Genomic DNA, 17,673 nt, shown 5'->3' on the forward strand with positions numbered 1-17,673 from the left:
CGCCAACGATCGGTTACGGCCGTGCTCCCAACAGAAAATCCCCGCCCGCCCAACGGGTGTTAACCCCGACTGACACCCGAGCACCCTCGCCGATCAGCTCTCGGCGGCGAAGGTGGCAGCGTAGCGGTCCACATATGGTCTACCCGATAGTGCTGACATTTCCCGCATCAGCTGATCAGTTGCCACTCTGACCTGGGCGCGATGAACCGCTGCCGGATAACGCCGCGCCGGCTGGATACTGATGCGCACCTTGGTGAAACGCAACAGTTTCCGACCGCGAGGGTTCATACGGTCGGTTCCGTCCAGCACCACGGGCACCACCGGCGCCCCTGTAGCCATGGCAACGCGTAGCGCCCCGGTGCGACCACGATAGACCCTGCCGTCGATCGACCGTGTGCCCTCCGGGTGAATTGCCCAGGCGCATCGTCGGCGAGCACGGCTACCGGGTGATGTCGGCCAGAACCGTGACGAAGCGGTCGAGGTCGTCGGTGCTCACGAAGTAGTGGGGGGAGGCGCGGACGATGGCGGGGAGGGTGCGGGCGGTCATGTCGAGCAGGGTGGAGCTGGCGTGGCTGACGGTGACGGTGACGGCGTGGTCGGCGAGGCGGTCGCGTAGGTGTACGGGGTTGTGGTTGTCGGCGGTGAACGAGACGATGCCGCTGTGCTCGGTGCCGAGGTCGCGGACGGTCACTCCGGGCAGCTCGGGCAGGGTTTTGCGGAGGTGGTCCGCGCGCTCGGCGACGGTGGCGTAGACCTCGTCGGGGCCGAGGGCGAGCAGGTAGTCGACGGCGGCGCCGAGGCCGAGGCGGGCGGCGACGTCGCATTCCCAGAATTCGAAACGGGACGCGTCGGGGGCGAGGCGATATTCGCTCTCGCTCACCCACTCGGCGCTGTGCAGGTCGAGCCTGGCCGGTTCCATCGTCTGCGCCAATTCCCTGCGGACGTAGAGGAATCCGGTGCCGCGGGGGCCGCGCAGCCACTTGCGCCCGGTGGCCGAGAGCGCGTCGACGCCGAGTTCGGCGACATCGATCGGCAGCTGGCCGATCGATTGGCAGGCGTCGAGCAGGACCAGCGCGCCCGCCTCGTGGGCGATCCGGGTGGCCTCGGCGACCGGGTTCACCAGGCCACCGTTGGTCGGTGCGTGCTGGAGCGAGACCAGCCGTACCCGTTCGTCGAGCATCGCCGCGAGCGCGTCGGTGTCGAGGCGGCCGGTGTCGTCGCTGGGGATGTGCTCGACCACCGCGCCGGTCTGCTTGGCGCGCTGGAGCGCGGCGATCGCGTTGCTGGCGTAGTCGGCCTCGGAGATCAGGATGCGATCGCCGGGGCGCAGGGGCAGTGAGTAGGCGAAATCGGCCCATGACCGGGTCGCACTGTCGCTGAGCGCGATGGTGTCCGCGGTGGCGCCGATCAGGGTCGCGATCGAGGTCTTCACCGCGGCGAGATCGTCGAGCCGTTCGTTAGCTGCGCGATAGCCGCCGATCTCCGCTTCCCGGCGCAGGTGGCCGATGACGGTGTCGGTGACGACCCGCGGCGGCAGTGAGGATCCGGCGCTGTCGAGGAATACCTGTCCGGCGGCAAGTCCGGGGGTGGCGGCTCTGATCGCGGCGAGATCCATCATGGCGACGACCCTACCGTCGGCGAGGCGTTCCCCAATTCGTCACTTTTCCTGTCGGTGCTCGTCGCTACTCTGGAATGAGTCGGTTGCATGAACACGCGAATTCCCCCGGTAGTACACAGCACGCGGAGGTTGGCATGGCGGTCACTCTGGAACGTTCTTCGTGGCCTGATTCCGCCACTGACCAGGGCGAACTATCGTCCAGGGCGGCGGCGGAGGCCTATGTCGGCGGTGTCTGTTTCAAACTCGGGCCACCCGCGCTGATCGGCGCCGAACTGGAGTGGCTCACCGCCGGGCCCACCGGTGCGCGCCCCTCGCTCGAGCTGATGGCAGCGGCCCTCGGGCCATACGCGCCCACCTCGATCGCCCCGGCATCGCCGGCGGCCCCCCTGCCCGGCGGGAGCATGGTCACCTTCGAACCCGGTGGTCAGATAGAACTTTCCAGCGCCCCGTTCGCCGATACCGAGGCGCTGACGCACAATCTGCGCGCTGATGCGGCCCGTTTGCGGGACCTGCTCGCCGCCCACGGCATCGGCATCGTCTCCGCCGCCGCCGATGCCGATCGACCTGCCGAAAGACTGCTTCGCCTCCCGCGCTACGCCGCCATGGAACGCCGGTTCGACAGTGTCGGCCCGTTCGGCAGCCTCATGATGTGCAATACCGCCGCCACCCAGGTCAGCGTCGACGCGGGCGCTGACGCCGACGAGGTCAGAGCGCGCTGGACGGCGCTCTACGCGCTCGGACCGGCCCTGATCGCCGCCTTCGCCTGCTCGCCCGTGCTGCACGGCGCACCGCAGGGTGAGTGGGTCTCGCAGCGGATGCGCACCTGGCTGCGGCTCGACCTGTCCCGCACCCGCCCACCGGTCGCCGACTGGGGCGATCCCATCGCCGCCTACGCACACTGGGCGCTGGACGTGCCCCTGCTGTGTGTGCGCTGCACCGAGCGCGATGCGGACTGGTCGCCACCGCCGGGCGCCACCTTCGCCGACTGGCTGGCGGGCGCACTGGACGACGAGGTGGGCCGCAGGCCGGGCACCGCCGACCTCGACTATCACCTGACCACCCTGTTCCCGCCGGTCAGAGCCACGGGCCACCTCGAGGTCCGCTACCTCGACACCCAGCCCGGCGACACCTGGACCACCCCGATCCACGTCGTCGACGCGCTGTTGTCGACACCGGCGGTGGTCGAGGAGGCGACGGCCATCGCCGCCCCGACGGCAGGGGAGTGGCTGGGCGCCGCGCGCACCGGTCTGAACGACCCCCAATTGCGCCGAGCCGCAGTGGATCTGTTCGAGCTGGCCGAGCAGCACGCCCGGTCGGTCACCGCCGCACAGGAATTAGCGCTCGCCGCCCGCCGATGTCGGTCCGGCCGCAGCCCGCTCACCGTGGCGAAGCCGGCACATGACGGATCGTGACGATCCCGCTCGCCGACCCGATGTCGTTGTCGCCCTCTTCGTTCGGAGCTGATCCCGTGACCCTTTCCGCCCCCGCCGACCACAGCAGCCGCGACCGCATGCGCGACCGGATCGCCGAGGTCCTGCAGCGTGCCCGCCGCCGCACCGCCACCCTCACCGACAGCGTCGAGGAGGCCGACCTCGTCGCCCAGCATTCGCCCCTGATGAGCCCGCTGGTCTGGGACCTCGCGCACATCGGCAATCAGGAAGAACTCTGGCTGGTCCGCGATGTCGGCGGCCGCGAGGCCGTCCGGGCCGATATCGACGAGCTCTACGACGCGTTCAAGCACGCCCGCGCGAACCGTCCCGCGCTGCCGCTGCTGAATCCCGATCAGGCGCGCGGCTATGTCGGCACGGTGCGCGAGAAGGTTTGGGACGTCCTGGGTTCCAGCGCATTATCCGGTGATCCACTGGTGGACAACGGCTTCGCGTTCGGCATGATCGCCCAGCACGAACAGCAGCACGACGAGACCATGCTCGCCACCCACCAGCTGCGCCTCGGCGCGCCGGTGCTGTCCGCGCCGTCCCCACCCACCGCGCAGGCGCTGATCGGCGGCGAAGTCGTCGTTCCCGCAGGTGAATTCCTGATGGGCACCTCCGCCGACCCGTGGGCGCTGGACAACGAACGCCCCGCCCACCCGGTGCACGTGCCCGGCTTCGCCATCGATGTCGCGCCGGTGACCAACGAGCAGTACCTGGCCTTCATCGCCGACGGCGGCTACGAGCGGCCCGAACTGTGGTCGGATCGGGGCTGGGCGCATCGGCAGGAGGCCGGGCTCGTCGCACCACAGTTCTGGGAGCGCGAGGGCACGCAGTGGACGCGCCGGGCCTTCGGTGTCAGCGCACCGCTGCGGCCCAGGCAGCCGGTGGTGCACGTGTGCTGGTTCGAGGCCGAGGCGTACGCGCGCTGGGCGGGCAAGCGATTGCCGACCGAAGCCGAATGGGAGAAGGCGGCCAGGTTCGATCCGGCCACCGGTGCGTCGCGGCGCTATCCGTGGGGCGAGGACACGCCGGACGAGCGCCTGGCCAATCTCGGTCAGCGGCATCTCGAGCCCGCCGACGTCGGCGCGTACCCGGCCGGTGTGTCGGCGACCGGCGTGCATCAGCTGATCGGCGACGTCTGGGAATGGTGCGCTTCGGGTTTCGAGGCGTACCCGGGGTTCCGCGCGTTCCCGTACCGCGAGTACTCGGAGGTCTTCTTCGGCGGCGACTACCGCATCCTGCGCGGCGGCTCGTTCGGCACCGACGAGGTCGCTTGCCGCGGCACCTTCCGCAACTGGGACCACCCGATCCGCAGGCAGATCTTCGCCGGGTTCCGGCTTGCCCGCGACCTGCGCGAGGACGAACGCTGATGTCCGGGAACAACGTCGGTCGTTCCCCGACCGCACGACGGGCGGGCGATCGCTGATGTGCAGACACCTCGGATACCTCGGCCCGCCGGTGCCGGTCGGTGAGATGGTCATGCGCGGCTCCCACTCGCTCTATCAGCAATCCTGGGCGCCCACCGATATGCGGGCAGGCGGCACGATCAATGCCGACGGTTTCGGCGTCGCCTGGTGGCGCCGGGCCGATGTGGGCGTTGAAGGCGCGCGTGACGCGGTCACCCGCTACCGCAACGCGGCGCCCATCTGGACCGACCCGGCCGTGGGCGAGGTCCTCGGTCAGCTGGAATCGCGCGCAGTGCTCGCCTCCGTCCGGTCGGCCACTGTCGGTATGCCGGTGGAGCGCGCGGCCTGTGCGCCGTTCGTCGATGAGCACTGGGCCTTCAGCCACAACGGTGTCGTCCCCGACTGGCGGACAACACTGGCGCTCGTACTCGCCGACCTGGACGAGATACTGGCCCCCGCGTCAGGATTCGGTGGGCCCGCCGGTGTGCCTCACGCACAGGGAAATGGTGCGGTGCAATCGGATTCGCCTACCTGGTCGTCTTCTGGCGGACAGAAAACCGGTGCAGCGTCGTCCGTCGATTCAGTGCGGATCCGCGCCGATGTCACACCCCTGTTCGGTTCGGCCGCGGCACTGTTGCAGGCCGAGGCGCTGACCGATTCCGCGGCCCTGTGGGTGCTGCTTCGCGGACTGCTCGGCGCGATCCGACCCGGCGGCCCGATCGCCGACGCAGCCGACGCATTGCGCTTGCTGACCGCCGCGGTGTTGCGCCACCAGCCCAGCGCCCGCCTGAACCTGTTGCTCGGCAACGGGACACAGCTGTGGGCCACCACCTGCTGGCACTCGCTGTCGGTCCTCGTCGCCGACGACTACACCGTGCTGTGCTCCGAACCGTACGACGCCGATCCACGGTGGCAGCCGGTCCCCGATCGCCAACTGGTGATCGCGGGCCCCGGCCACTGCACCATCACCGCTCTCGAGCTTCCCGTCACCGAAAGGGTCCGTTCATGACCGCGCCGCTGCTGGACATCCATCTCACCGACGACGATCTCACCGCGGCCTTGCGCACCGACGCCCGCACCGGCCTCACCGCCACGCCGAAATCCCTGCCGCCCAAATGGTTCTACGATGCCCGCGGCAGCGAGCTGTTCGAACAGATCACCGAACTGCCCGAGTACTACCCGACCCGCACCGAGCGGGCCCTGCTGCGGCGAGTCGTCGGCGAGATCGCCGCGGCCGCCCGCCCCGAGGTGCTGGTGGAACTCGGGTCCGGCTCGGCCGCGAAGACCCGCCTGCTGCTCGACGCGCTCACCGCCGAAGGCTCGCTGAAAACGTATGTACCGCAGGATGTTTCGGCCTCGGCGCTGCGTGGCGCGGCGGTCGAGATCGCGACCGAGTACCCGAATCTGGCCGTGCACGGCGTGGTCAGCGACTTCACCGATACCCTGCACAATCTGCCCCGTGGCGGCCGCCGGATGATCGCCTTCCTCGGCGGCACCATCGGCAACCTGGTGCCCGCCGAGCGCGCCGAGTTCCTGTCCGGCATCAACGAGGTGCTCGAACCCGGCGAGCTGCTGCTGCTCGGCGCGGGCCTGGTGATCGACCCGGCCGTCCTCGTCCCCGCCTACGACGACGCCGCCGGTGTCACCGCCGAATTCAACCGCAACGTCCTGCACGTGCTCAACCACCGTCTCGGCGCCGATTTCGACCCGGACAAGTTCGAGCACATCGCCCTGTGGGACGCCGAGAACGAGTGGATCGAGATGCGCCTGCGCGCCACCGAGGCGATGACCGCCACCGTCGCCGACCTGGACCTGACCGTCGACTTCGCGGCGGGCGAGCAGATGCGCACCGAGATCTCCGTCAAGTTCCGCCCCGACGGCCTGCGCGCGGAACTCGACGCCGCCGGCTTCACCACGGCACACACCTGGACCGACCAGGACGACCGGTTCGCCTTGGTCCTGGCCGAACGACGCTGAGGGCTACAGGTCGAGCTCGTCGGCGAGGTACTCGCCCGCGGTGAGGTTCTCGTCGCCCTCGAGATCGCGTTCGACGCCTTCTTCGCCGTCGATCGCGTCCTCGTCGTAGAGGTCACCGTCGACGCCGTCGTCGCTGACTATCCGGACGGCGGAGACCTCGGCGGGGCGTTCGTCCTCGTGGACCGCCTCGCGGGCAGCGCCGTTCTCGGTCCACTCCTCGCCGACTTCCTCGTTGATGCCGAGGAAGCCGTCGGCGTCGGCTTCGTGATTGCGGATCACGTAGTCCTCCGGCGGGTCCTCGACGTACCGCTCGTATTCGACGATGTCGTCGGCCTGATCGTCGTCGCCCATGTCCATGTCCAGTGGTTCACGGCTCATAGGCCCAGTATCGGCCTCCGGTCGGCGTCAGTCACCGTAGCCACGCCCGGCGGTCAGTGCTCGATGCCCTCGAAGACGCCGGTGAACCACTCGACCAGCGGCCGCAGTTCGGTCCACGCCTGCCGGATCTCGGTGGCCGCCGCCGGGGTCGTCAGCCAGTCGGGCGCGCCGAACTCGCGGCTCGCGATGAGCGATTTGTGCCGCAGCAGTTCGATGCGGGGATGGTCGATGGCGTAGCCCTTGGGCTTGGTCTTGAGGCGGTCACCGCCGATGGTGTAACCCGCTGCGGTCGCCGCCGCGAGGATCGCCTCGAGTTCGGCGCCACGGACGTCGTCGTCGATGGTGGCCCGCAGCGTCGCCAGCGCCGCGGGCGACATCTGGTAGCAGCCGCCCGCGACGAACAGCCCCGCCGCGTTGATCTGCACGTACCAGCCGACACCGGGCGCCGTGCCCGCCACCGCGCCCTGATGGTTCTTGTACGGCGTCTTGTCGGCGGAGAAGCGGACGTCGCGGTAGGGCCGGAAGATCTTGGCCTGCCCGAACTCCGGTTCGAGTTCGGCGGCGAGCGCGGTCATCGGCGCGCGCACCGCCTCGTCGTAGGTCTGCTTGTGCGCGGTCCAGAATGCTTTGGAATTGTCGGCCTCGAGGTCCTCGTAGAAGTCGAGGGCCGCCAGCGGGAACCCGGTGAAAGCGTCCATCGATGCAGTATCGCCCGTGCCGGTCAGAGACTGCCGAGCGCCACCACGAACAGCACGACAGCCAGCGCGGCCAGCGCCGCGACGACGCCGTTGGCGATCGCCGCCCATTTACCCATCTGCTCGCCCTTGGCATGCCCGACGAGCCCGAGCACGATCCCGGTCGGCGCGGTCACCAGGATCGGCAACCCGCACAGCATCGCCCCGCCGACCACCGACGCCCCGACACAGCAGAAGCTGATGATCGACCAGATGGGTGTGGTGTCGGCATACCCGTAGCGCTGCATCGGCATGGGCTGATAGGGCAGCGGATACCGCGGCGCGCCATAACCGACCCGGCCTGGGACGGGATACGCCTGCGGATAGACCGGCGCGGGCGGTGGCGGCGGATACGGCGGCAGCTCGACCGGCGGCGCCGGCCGCTCGATCCCGGCCCACGGCAGCTCGGGCTGCGCGGGCGGTGGGAGTTCGGCGGGCGGCGCGTCGTCCACCCACATCCGCTCGGTCAGCGCGGGTGGCGCGGGCGGCGGCGCGGATGACTCGGGCGCGTCCTGCACCCGATCCTTACCGAGCTCTACCCGGCGTTCCGGTTCGATCCCCATGTTCTCCCCCTCGAATGGCCTGGATTCCATGCCTACCACGCAAGCGGTCCACACACCAGAAACGGCCCCTCAGCTGCTGCCGAAGGGCCGTTCCGTAAGCGCGTCAGTTCACGCGTTGCCGTTGAAGAGCCCGGTGACCGAGCCGTTCTCGAAGACCTCGCGGATGGTGCGTGCCAGCAGCGGCGCGATGGACAGCACGGTCAGCGTGGGGAACTTCTTCTCCTCGCTGATCGGCAGGGTGTTGGTGATGACGACTTCCCTGGCACCACAGTTGGCCAGGCGCTCGGCGGCCGGGTCGCTCAGCACGCCGTGCGTGGCGGCGATGATGACATCGCCCGCGCCGGCCTCCTTGAGCACCTTGACCGCGCCCGCGATGGTGCCACCGGTGTCGATCATGTCGTCGATCAGCACGCAGGTGCGGCCTTCGACGTCACCGACGACGCGGTTGGACTTCACCTGGTTGGGCACCAGCGGGTCGCGGGTCTTGTGGATGAACGCCAGCGGCGTGCCGCCGAGCGAGTCGGCCCACTTCTCGGCGACCTTCACGCGACCGGCGTCGGGGGAGACGACGGCCAGGTTGTCCGACTGGTAGTTGGTGCGGATGTACTCCGAGAGCTGCACCAGCGCGTGCATGTGATCGACGGGGCCGTCGAAGAAGCCCTGGATCTGGTCGGTGTGCAGGTCGACGGTGATGATGCGGTCGGCGCCCGCGGTCTTGAGCAGGTCGGCGACGAGGCGGGCCGAGATCGGCTCGCGGCCGCGGTGCTTCTTGTCCTGGCGCGCGTACGGGTAGAACGGCAGCACCGCGGTGATCCGCTTGGCCGAACCACGCTTGAGCGCGTCGATCATGATCAGCTGTTCCATCAGCCACTGGTTCAGCGGAGCGGGGAAGCTCTGCAGCACGAAGGCGTCGGAACCGCGCACCGACTCCTCGAACCGAACGAAGATCTCGCCGTTGGCGAAATCGCGCGCAGTCTGCGGCGTGATGTCGACATCCAGTTCCTTGGCGACCTGCTCGGCCAGCTCAGGATGTGACCGGCCGGCGAAGAGCATCAAGTTCTTCTGGTTGTCGATCGAGAACGCGGTCACTGCTGGTTGCCATCCTTTTGCTCGATTGTCTGATCAGACGTCTCGTTTGCCGCGATGGCATCCGCCGCCGCGCGCGCCGCAGCGGTTCCTGGACGGTAACGCTGCACCCAGTTCTCAATGATGCGCTGTGGCCCACCCGACACGGCCAGTGCCCCCGGTGGAACGCTTCTACGCAGCACAGTACCCGCTCCGGTATAGGCTCCGTCACCCACGGTGACCGGGGCGATGAACATGGTGTCGCTACCGGTCCGCACGTGGGAACCGACCACAGTGTGATGCTTGTTGACGCCGTCATAGTTCACAAAGACGCTGGAAGCGCCGATGTTGCTGTGCTCGCCGATCGTCGCGTCGCCGACGTAGGTCAGGTGCGGCACCTTCGAGTGCGCTCCGATCGTGGCGTTCTTGGTTTCGACGAAGGCGCCGAGCTTGCCCGCGTCGCCGACGACGGTGCCAGGGCGCAGGTAACTGAAGGGGCCGATGGTCGCGCCGTCACCGATCTCGGCGCGCTCGCCGTGTGTACGTACGACGCTCGCGCCGGCGCCGACGACGACGTCGGTCAGCGTGGTGTCCGGCCCGATCTCGGCGTCCTCGCCGATGTGGGTCTCGCCGAACAGCTGGGTGCCGGGACGGAGCACGGCGTCGCGCCCGATCCGCACGGTCGCGTCGATCCAGGTCGTCGCCGGATCGATGATCGTGACGCCCGCGCGCATGTGCCGTTCGAGGATGTACCGGTTGAGGGTGGCGCCCGCCTCGGACAGCTGCACCCGGTCGTTGACCCCGGTCACCTTGTTGGAGTCGACGAGTCGCGCGCCGTGCACCGGATGCCCGGCTTCGCGGGCCAGCCGCAGCACGTCGGTCAGGTAGAGCTCGTGCTGGGCGTTGGCGGTGGACAGCCGTCCGATCATGGTGCGCAGCACGGAGGCGTCGAAGGCGTAGACGCCGGAGTTGACCTCTTTGATCTTGGCCTGGGCGGGCGTCGCGTCGGCGTGCTCGACGATCTCGGCGACCTGGCCGTCGGCGTCGCGCACGATCCGGCCGTAGCCGTTGGGGTCGTCGGGGACGAAGGTCAGCACGGTGACGGCGGGCCGTTCGGCGTAGCTGCGGTGCTCGTCGAGCAGCGCGGCGAGCGTGTGCCCGTCAAGCAGCGGCACGTCGGCCGAGGTGACGAGCAGATCGCCGTCGAAGTCCGCGGGCACCGAGCTCAGTGCGCACTGCACCGCGTGGCCGGTACCGAGCTGCTCCTCCTGCACCGCGCTGACGATCTCGCGGCCGAGTTCCTTGCCCACCTCGGCGACGGCGGCGCCGACCTTGTCGCGGTCATGGCCGACCACGGTGATCAGGTGGGTCGGATCGATCTCGGCGGCGGCGTGCAGCGCGTGCGAGAGCATCGACCGGCCTGCTAACGGATGCAGCACTTTCGGAGTCTTCGACCGCATTCGCGTCCCAGCACCTGCTGCGAGAACGACGACGGCGGTCTGCGGTGGCATGGATCTCCCTCGGCTGCCTGTCAGCGAGTGTGCTGTGGCGGGTTCGGTCGGTGATGGTGCGGGCCGACGATACGTCACTGTGTCCGTGTGCTCCGCCGCCAGGACTCGAACCTGAACTATCTGAACCAAAATCAGAGGTGCTGCCATTACACTACGGCGGATCGCCACACCAGTGGGCCGTGAGAGCCCACCACTGTGCTACGGCACGGCCTAGATCCTCGCACATCTCCCCGCTCGGGGGCGAATCTTGTGTGTGCCTGTCGTGGCCGCGGCGCGACCCGTTGTTAGCCTTCTGGAACGCACGTACAGATCTGATGAACCGAAAGCACGGAGAGGCGGGGGAGCTCATGTCTTCGACCGAGTCGGGGCGTCCCATCAGACCAAGGATGACAGGTACGCAGCGGCGGCAGCAGCTGATCGAGATCGGTCGCGCGTTATTCGCCGAGCGGGGGTATGACGCGACATCGATCGAGGAGATCGCGCAGCGTGCGCAGGTGTCCAAGCCGGTGGTCTACGAGCATTTCGGCGGCAAGGAGGGGCTCTACGCGGTGGTCGTCGACCGCGAGATGTCGATGCTGCTGGACATGATCACCTCCTCGCTCACCCAGAATCGCTCGCGGGTCCGGCTGGAGCAGGTGGCGCTGGCGCTGCTCACCTACATCGAGGAGCGCACCGACGGCTTCCGGATCCTGGTGCGCGATCAGCCGGCCGCCAATGCCGACGGCCGCTATTCGAGCCTGCTCAACGAGGCCGTCAATCAGGTCGCCCACCTGCTGGCGAGCGATTTCGCTCGCCGTGATCTCGACACCAGCCTCGCCCCGCTCTACGCGCAGGCACTCGTCGGCATGGTGTCCACCGCCGCGACGTGGTGGCTCGACGAGCGTGAACCACCGAAAGAAGTGGTCGCGGCGCATCTGGTCAATCTGTGCTGGAACGGATTGAGCCACTTGGAAGCCGAACCGGGGCTCAGCTCCGAATGGAATACCGGGCAGGCAGGCGGATCGGCGGGGTAACCGGACGATAGCGCCTACTGCCACAGTGAATCCAGGATTCGGCTGCCCCGTAGCCGCCTGGTGGTACGGTTCACCCATCCTTTTGGGTGCTGCCGGGCGGTATGTCGATCAAACTTCGGGATGTCGGTCTACTTCAGGATGGCTGGATTATTGGATGACAGGCGGATCTGATGGCTAGGCAAGCGCGCGCGGAGATCACCCGCGACTCCGTCCTTGCTGGCGCTGCCGATGTCTTTCTCCGTTTGGGCTACGCCAACGCGAGCCTCAGCGAAATCATCGCGCAGTCCAATGTGACCAAGGGCGCCTTGTACTTTCACTTCGGCTCCAAGGAGGAGCTGGCCAGGGCGGTGGTCGATCAGGGCAACGAGCGCCTGATCGGCTCGTGTCAGGGATTCTTCGATTCCCGGGTACCCGCGCTGGAGGCGTGCATCGGGATCACCTACGTGGTGGCCGACCTGTCGATGAACGATCCGATGGTCGGGGCGATGCTCAAGCTCAACCATCAGATCGGCGACTATCGCGGCGCCCAGGGCGACAACATCGCCAAGGTCTGGAGTGAGACGTACCGGGTGCTGGCCGAGCGCGCCATCGCCCAGGGCGATCTGAACGCCGACCTGGACGCCGATGTGGTCGGCCTGCTGCTGCACGAGCTGACGGCGGGCGTGCACATCGTGGCCGTCGGCACCGAGTCGATGGACGAGATGGCGGCCAGGATGGAACGTGCCTGGTACTTCCTGCTGCCCTCGATCGTGCCGCCGGAGAAGCTGTCGTATTTCCGCGAGTTCGCCGCCCGCCGCCTGCGCCGCTACGTGCTCTAGACGCTGCGGTCGGTGGCGAGCACCGCGCGGATGTCGGCCTCGTCGCCGGTGGTCTCGATCCTGACCTCGTTGCGGCCGAACGCGTGCAGCAACAGCTCCGACGGCTTGCCGGTGAGCACGACCTCGGCGCCGGGCGCCTTGTGCGCGGTGATGCGGTCGCCGTCCGGCGTCGCCAGCGCCACCGCGACGGGTGCCTTGCGATAGGCGGCACGGGCGACCGTGCGCAGCGCCGACCACAGCCGCGACTCGTCGCTCGCCGCCAATTCCCGTGGCGTCCAACCTGGTTCGGCGCGGCGGACGTCCTCGTGATGCACGAACATCTCGGTGAGGTTGGCGAACGCGTCGACCGGCCGCAGCGGTGACCACCAGGGCGGTCCGGTGCGGACCAGGTCGGCGAGTTCGGCGAAGGGGCGCTGCGCGATCTTGTCCTGGGCCGCGTCGAGGTATCCGGCCAGCGGCTTCACCAAGATGCCGAGCGAGGCATCCGGCCTGCGCTCCCTGACCACCAGATGGGCGGCCAGGTCGTGCACCGTCCAGGTACCGCACAGGGTCGGGGCCGACGGGCCCGCTTCGATCATTGTCGCCACCAGGGCGTGGCGTTCCCGCTGAGCCAGACTCACGACCTCGACGGTACGCGTGCACGGGGGACATCACCTCGTCGGGCGCGACCCGAGACCTCACCGCGGCGGGGCGGGAGGCGTGCGCCGAACGTGTCGGGGCCGGTGATTAGACTCGACCCGGAACATCCCGTCTGCGTATCAGGAGCGTTCATGTCCTCCCTTCGTCCTCCGCTCGCCGGTCTGGCCGAGGCGGCTGGGGGTGACGCCGCGCTGCGGACGGTTGCCGACCTGGTCGGCAAGTCCGGGGTGGAACTGGTCGCGCCCTCGGCGGTGCGCCCGTTCGTCGCCGGGACGATCGCGGCCCAGCAGCCGCTGGTCGTTGTCACCGCGACCGGCCGCGAGGCCGACGACCTGACCGTCGAGCTGGCCGAGATGCTCGGTCCGTCGGTGGCGATGTTCCCGTCCTGGGAGACGCTGCCGCACGAACGGCTCTCGCCCGGCCCCGACACGGTGGGCCGCAGGCTCGAGGTACTGCGCAGGCTGGCCCACCCCGAGGACCCGGTCTATCCGGAGCCGCTGCGCGTCGTGGTGACCACGGTGCGCTCGCTGATGCAGCCGATGACGGCGGGCCTCGGCGATATCGAACCGATCGTGCTGCGCGTCGGCGCCGACTACGACTTCGACGCCCTGCTCGCCCGCCTGGTGGAATTCGCCTACACCCGGGTCGACATGGTCGGCAAGCGCGGCGAGTTCGCGGTGCGCGGCGGCATCCTCGACCTGTTCCCGCCGACCGCGGATCACCCTGTGCGCGTGGAGTTCTGGGGCGACGAGGTCACCGAGCTGCGCCCGTTCTCGGTGGCCGATCAGCGCTCGCTGAGCGAGCACACCCTCGACACCATCGTCGCGCCGCCCTGTCGCGAACTGCTTCTCACCGAGCCGGTGCGCGAACGCGCCGCCGCCGTCGCCGCCGACAACGCGGCCGATGCCGCCCTGGTCGAGATGCTGGACAAGATCGCCGAGGGCATTCCGGTCGACGGCATGGAAGCCCTGCTTCCGGTGCTCGCGCCCGGCAAGCTGAGCCTGCTCACCGAGGCCCTGCCCGCAGGCACCCACCTGCTGCTGTGCGATCCGGAGAAGATCCGCACCCGCGCCGCCGATCTCGTGCGCACCGGTGAGGAATTCCTCGAAGCCTCGTGGACCGCCGCGTCTTTCGGAAGCGACGCACCGCTGGGCGCGCATGGCCTCGACCTGGCCGCCTCCGGCTACCGCAGCCTGCCCGAACTGCACACCAGCGCCGACGAACTCGGGTTGCCGTGGTGGACGCTGAGCCCGCTCAGCTCCGGCGATCCGGTGGAGGTGAATCTGCCCGTGCTGGCCGGTCCCACCGCGCGCGGGTCCGAGGAACTGGTCGCCACCATGTTCGCGTCGCTGCGCGCGCACGTGGCCACCGGCGGTCGCGCGGTCGTCGTGGTGACCGGACACGGTACGGCGCAACGCATTCTGGAACGCCTCGCCGACGCCGAGGTGCCCGCAGCGGCCCTGGCGGCGGGCGCGGTGCCGGAACCGGGTGTGGTCGGTGTGCTGTGCGGTTCGCTGCACGACGGCCTGATCTTCGACGACGCGAGCCTGGTGGTCGTCGCCGAATCCGACCTGACCGGCAACCGGGTCACCGCCCCCACCGAGGGCAAGCGGCTGCCTGCCAAGCGCCGCAACCAGGTCGACCCGCTCGCGCTCACCGCGGGCGACATGGTCGTACACGACCAGCACGGCATCGGCCGCTTCGTGGAGATGATCGAGCGCACCATCGGCGGCGCCCGCCGCGAGTACCTCGTCATCGAGTACGCGCCGGGCAAGCGCGGCCAGCCCGGCGACCGGCTGTTCGTGCCGATGGAATCGCTCGACCAGCTCTCCCGCTACGTCGGCGGCGAACTGCCGAGCCTGTCCAAGCTCGGCGGTTCCGACTGGGCGAACACGAAACGCAAGGCACGCAAGGCCGTTCGCGAGATCGCGGGCGAGCTGGTGCAGCTCTACGCGGCCCGCCAGGCGGCGCCGGGTCACGCCTTCGCCCCGGATACACCGTGGCAGCAGGAGATGGAGGACGCGTTCGCGTTCACCGAGACCGTCGACCAGATGACGGCCATCACCGACGTCAAGGCCGACATGGAGAAGGCGGTCCCGATGGACCGCGTGGTGTGCGGCGACGTCGGCTACGGCAAGACCGAGATCGCCGTGCGCGCCGCGTTCAAGGCGGTCCAGGACGGCAAGCAGGTCGTCGTGCTGGTGCCGACCACTCTGCTGGCCCAGCAGCACCTGCAGACGTTCACCGAGCGGGTCGCCGGTTTCCCGGTGACGGTGAAGGGCCTGTCGCGGTTCACCGACGCGGCCGAGTCCAAGGAGATCATGGCCGGGATGGCCGACGGCGCGGTCGACATCGTGGTCGGCACGCACCGGCTGTTGCAGACCGGCGTGCGCTGGAAGGACCTCGGCCTGGTCATCGTCGACGAGGAGCAGCGCTTCGGCGTCGAGCACAAGGAACACATCAAGGCCCTGCGCACCCACGTCGACGTGCTCACCATGTCGGCCACCCCGATCCCGCGCACCCTGGAGATGAGCCTGGCGGGCATCCGCGAGATGTCGACCATCCTCACCCCGCCCGAGGAACGGCACCCCGTCCTCACCTATGTCGGCGCCTACAACGACAAGCAGGTCACCGCCGCCATCCGCCGTGAGCTGATGCGCGACGGTCAGGTGTTCTATGTGCACAACCGGGTGTCCTCGATCGACAAGGCGGCCAAGAAGATTCGCGACCTGGTGCCCGAGGCACGCGTGGTCGTCGCGCACGGCCAGATGAACGAGGACCAGCTAGAGCGCACCGTGCAGGGTTTCTGGCAGCGCGAATACGACGTGCTGGTCTGCACCACGATCATCGAGACCGGCCTCGACATCTCCAACGCCAACACCCTCCTCGTGGAACGCGCGGACTCCCTCGGCCTGTCGCAGCTGCACCAGCTGCGCGGCCGCGTCGGCCGGTCCCGCGAGCGCGGCTACGCCTACTTCCTGTACCCGCCGGAGAAGCCGCTCACCGAGACCGCCTACGACCGCCTGGCCACCATCGCCCAGAACTCCGACCTCGGCGCGGGCATGGCCGTGGCGATGAAGGACCTCGAGATCCGCGGCGCGGGCAATGTGCTCGGCGCCGAGCAGTCCGGCCATGTGGCTGGCGTCGGCTTCGACCTGTACGTGCGCCTGGTCGGCGAGGCCGTCGAGGCGTATCGCGCGGCCGCCGACGGCAAGCCGATCGTCACCGAGGAGAACAAAGAGGTGCGCATCGACCTGCCGGTGGACGCGCACATCCCGCCCGACTACATCGCCAGCGACCGGCTGCGGCTCGAGGCCTACCGCAAACTCGCCGCCGCGCAGGACGATCCGGCGCTGGCCGCGGTCGTGGAGGAGCTCGTCGACCGGTACGGCCCGCTGCCGGTGGAGGTCGGCAGGCTGGTGTCGGTGGCCAAGCTGCGCCTGCTCGCCCGCGCCTACGACGTGTCCGAGATCGTGGTCACCGGAACGACACTCAAGATCGCGCCGCTGAATCTGCCCGATTCCAAACAGCTCCGGCTCAAGCGGCTCTACCCGAGCGCGACCTACCGCGCGGCCAGCGGCCTGGTGCAGTTGCCGCTGCCCCGGGTCACCGACAGCGTCGGCGCCGACCGGGTGCGCGATGTCACCGTGCTGCAGTTCGTCGCCGATCTGCTGCTCGCGCTGGACGGCAAACCGCAAGGCATGGTGGATCTTTCGGTGCCGACGGAAGCGACGCCGGTCTGATGGGCGGCGAGGCTACCCAGGAGGCGGCCGACACCGCCGTCGTCGCGGCCGGACTCGCCGGCGCGGTCGAGGTGATGGACCGGCTGTGGCATTTCGGCGGCTGGGAGACCACCCAGACCCACGACTCGCTGCGGCCCTACCTGCTCGAGGAGACCTACGAGCTGCTCGACGCCATCCAGGCGGGCGACTACGAGACCATCAAGGAAGAACTCGGCGACCTGCTGCTGCAGGTGCTGTTCCATTCCCGGATCGCCGAAGCCGCAGGCGAATTCACCGTCGACGAGGTGGCAGCGACGCTGGTCGGCAAGCTGGTCAACCGCAGCCCGCACCTGACCGCGGCCGACCTGCCGGCGGGCACCTCGGTGGCCGACAAGATCGCCGCCCAGGAAAAGGCGTGGGAGGAGCGCAAATCCGCGGAGAAGTCGCGCCGCTCCTGCCTCGACGGCATCGCCATGGCCCAGCCCGCGCTGGCGCTGGCCGAAAAGGTCCGCTCGCGCAGTTCCCTGGCGGGCCTGCCCGACGATCTGGTCCCCGGCACGCTGCGCGTAGTCGAGCTCGGTGGGCCGGATTCCGCCGAGGAACGCCTGCGTAAGGCCACCCTCGACTTCGCCACCGCCATCCGCGCCGCCGAGGACGCCGCGGAATCCGCACGTGGCGAACGTCTCCCGTTGACGGCGCAGGAATGGCGCGCCTACTGGCCGAAGTAGTTACCGGTCAGCTAATCGAAAAGTGCGCGCAGGTGACGGCTGAGACGTTGCTGAGATCTGCCGGACAA

Annotated in this window: 15 protein-coding genes, 1 tRNA gene and 1 pseudogene; 8 read left to right on the top strand and 9 right to left on the bottom strand. The window is 69.0% G+C overall.

Annotated features, from left to right (window positions below):
* Positions 1–93: 93 nt before the first annotated feature.
* Entirely contained in the window at positions 94–411 is a 318-nt protein-coding gene (locus tag ACWF9G_RS11400) for a lysophospholipid acyltransferase family protein (RefSeq protein WP_452515063.1), read from the bottom strand.
* 28 nt (positions 412–439) lie between these two features.
* Positions 440–1,618 (bottom strand): aminotransferase class V-fold PLP-dependent enzyme, encoded by a 1,179-nt coding sequence (locus ACWF9G_RS11405; RefSeq protein ID WP_452514976.1) that lies wholly within the window; start codon positions 1,616–1,618, stop codon positions 440–442.
* A 134-nt stretch (positions 1,619–1,752) separates the two neighbouring features.
* Between ACWF9G_RS11405 and egtA the strand changes: the two genes are divergently transcribed.
* The 4 genes and pseudogenes from egtA (at position 1,753) to egtD (ending at position 6,434) form a co-directional block, all read left to right on the top strand.
* A complete protein-coding gene (egtA, locus tag ACWF9G_RS11410; protein WP_452514977.1) occupies positions 1,753–3,030 on the top strand; it encodes an ergothioneine biosynthesis glutamate--cysteine ligase EgtA in 1,278 nt (425 codons plus the stop codon).
* A gap of 98 nt (positions 3,031–3,128) precedes the next feature.
* Complete coding sequence (egtB, locus tag ACWF9G_RS11415) at positions 3,129–4,421, top strand: ergothioneine biosynthesis protein EgtB (protein ID WP_452515065.1); 1,293 nt, start codon at positions 3,129–3,131, stop codon at positions 4,419–4,421.
* 55 nt (positions 4,422–4,476) lie between these two features.
* Positions 4,477–4,896, top strand: a pseudogene (locus ACWF9G_RS11420) (class II glutamine amidotransferase); the annotation flags it as partial.
* A gap of 566 nt (positions 4,897–5,462) precedes the next feature.
* Entirely contained in the window at positions 5,463–6,434 is a 972-nt protein-coding gene (egtD, locus tag ACWF9G_RS11425; RefSeq protein ID WP_452514978.1) for an L-histidine N(alpha)-methyltransferase, read from the top strand.
* A gap of 3 nt (positions 6,435–6,437) precedes the next feature.
* On the opposite strand, the gene ACWF9G_RS11430 is transcribed toward egtD, so the two are convergent.
* From ACWF9G_RS11430 to ACWF9G_RS11455, 6 genes are all read right to left on the bottom strand, one after another.
* Positions 6,438–6,812, bottom strand: coding sequence for a hypothetical protein (locus ACWF9G_RS11430; RefSeq protein WP_379304802.1), 375 nt, complete (start codon positions 6,810–6,812; stop codon positions 6,438–6,440).
* A 53-nt stretch (positions 6,813–6,865) separates the two neighbouring features.
* Positions 6,866–7,510, bottom strand: coding sequence for a DUF2461 domain-containing protein (locus ACWF9G_RS11435; RefSeq protein ID WP_452514980.1), 645 nt, complete (start codon positions 7,508–7,510; stop codon positions 6,866–6,868).
* Positions 7,511–7,533: 23 nt separating this feature from the next.
* Positions 7,534–8,109, bottom strand: a complete 576-nt coding sequence (locus tag ACWF9G_RS11440; RefSeq protein ID WP_452514982.1) for a hypothetical protein — start codon at positions 8,107–8,109, stop codon at positions 7,534–7,536.
* 108 nt (positions 8,110–8,217) lie between these two features.
* Positions 8,218–9,198 (bottom strand): ribose-phosphate diphosphokinase, encoded by a 981-nt coding sequence (locus ACWF9G_RS11445; RefSeq protein WP_379028460.1) that lies wholly within the window; start codon positions 9,196–9,198, stop codon positions 8,218–8,220.
* Entirely contained in the window at positions 9,195–10,685 is a 1,491-nt protein-coding gene (gene glmU, locus ACWF9G_RS11450; protein WP_379304809.1) for a bifunctional UDP-N-acetylglucosamine diphosphorylase/glucosamine-1-phosphate N-acetyltransferase GlmU, read from the bottom strand. The genes ACWF9G_RS11445 and glmU overlap by 4 nt, the downstream gene beginning before the upstream one ends.
* Positions 10,686–10,775: 90 nt before the next feature.
* Positions 10,776–10,846: transfer RNA gene (locus ACWF9G_RS11455), tRNA-Gln, on the bottom strand.
* Between the two features lie 225 nt (positions 10,847–11,071).
* On the opposite strand from ACWF9G_RS11455, the gene ACWF9G_RS11460 reads away from it, so the two are divergent.
* Positions 11,072–11,698, top strand: a complete 627-nt coding sequence (locus ACWF9G_RS11460) for a TetR/AcrR family transcriptional regulator (RefSeq protein WP_379304811.1) — start codon at positions 11,072–11,074, stop codon at positions 11,696–11,698.
* Positions 11,699–11,868: 170 nt separating this feature from the next.
* On the top strand, positions 11,869–12,516 hold the full coding sequence (locus tag ACWF9G_RS11465; RefSeq protein ID WP_379304813.1) for a TetR family transcriptional regulator: 648 nt from the start codon (positions 11,869–11,871) through the stop codon (positions 12,514–12,516).
* On the opposite strand, the gene ACWF9G_RS11470 is transcribed toward ACWF9G_RS11465, so the two are convergent.
* Positions 12,513–13,136, bottom strand: a complete 624-nt coding sequence (locus ACWF9G_RS11470) for a TIGR03085 family metal-binding protein (protein ID WP_452514984.1) — start codon at positions 13,134–13,136, stop codon at positions 12,513–12,515. The two genes, ACWF9G_RS11465 and ACWF9G_RS11470, sit on opposite strands and share 4 nt — an antisense overlap.
* Positions 13,137–13,286: 150 nt before the next feature.
* Between ACWF9G_RS11470 and mfd the strand changes: the two genes are divergently transcribed.
* Positions 13,287–16,898, top strand: a complete 3,612-nt coding sequence (gene mfd / locus ACWF9G_RS11475; RefSeq protein ID WP_452514986.1) for a transcription-repair coupling factor — start codon at positions 13,287–13,289, stop codon at positions 16,896–16,898.
* A complete protein-coding gene (locus ACWF9G_RS11480) occupies positions 16,898–17,605 on the top strand; it encodes a MazG family protein (protein WP_452514988.1) in 708 nt (235 codons plus the stop codon). The genes mfd and ACWF9G_RS11480 overlap by 1 nt, the downstream gene beginning before the upstream one ends.
* Positions 17,606–17,673: the final 68 nt, after the last annotated feature.

It is taken from the genome of Nocardia sp. NPDC055029, from assembly GCF_053608525.1.

Bases quoted from the DNA above. Each gene is read 5' to 3' on its own strand.
- ACWF9G_RS11405 (WP_452514976.1), bottom strand. From the start codon at position 1,618: ATGATGGATCTCGCCGCGATCAGAGCCGCCACCCCCGGACTTGCCGCC.
- egtA (WP_452514977.1), top strand. From the start codon at position 1,753: ATGGCGGTCACTCTGGAACGTTCTTCGTGGCCTGATTCCGCCACTGAC.
- egtB (WP_452515065.1), top strand. From the start codon at position 3,129: ATGCGCGACCGGATCGCCGAGGTCCTGCAGCGTGCCCGCCGCCGCACC.
- egtD (WP_452514978.1), top strand. From the start codon at position 5,463: ATGACCGCGCCGCTGCTGGACATCCATCTCACCGACGACGATCTCACC.
- ACWF9G_RS11430 (WP_379304802.1), bottom strand. From the start codon at position 6,812: ATGAGCCGTGAACCACTGGACATGGACATGGGCGACGACGATCAGGCC.
- ACWF9G_RS11435 (WP_452514980.1), bottom strand. From the start codon at position 7,510: ATGGACGCTTTCACCGGGTTCCCGCTGGCGGCCCTCGACTTCTACGAG.
- ACWF9G_RS11440 (WP_452514982.1), bottom strand. From the start codon at position 8,109: ATGGGGATCGAACCGGAACGCCGGGTAGAGCTCGGTAAGGATCGGGTG.
- glmU (WP_379304809.1), bottom strand. From the start codon at position 10,685: ATGCCACCGCAGACCGCCGTCGTCGTTCTCGCAGCAGGTGCTGGGACG.
- ACWF9G_RS11460 (WP_379304811.1), top strand. From the start codon at position 11,072: ATGACAGGTACGCAGCGGCGGCAGCAGCTGATCGAGATCGGTCGCGCG.
- ACWF9G_RS11465 (WP_379304813.1), top strand. From the start codon at position 11,869: ATGGCTAGGCAAGCGCGCGCGGAGATCACCCGCGACTCCGTCCTTGCT.
- mfd (WP_452514986.1), top strand. From the start codon at position 13,287: ATGTCCTCCCTTCGTCCTCCGCTCGCCGGTCTGGCCGAGGCGGCTGGG.
- ACWF9G_RS11480 (WP_452514988.1), top strand. From the start codon at position 16,898: ATGGGCGGCGAGGCTACCCAGGAGGCGGCCGACACCGCCGTCGTCGCG.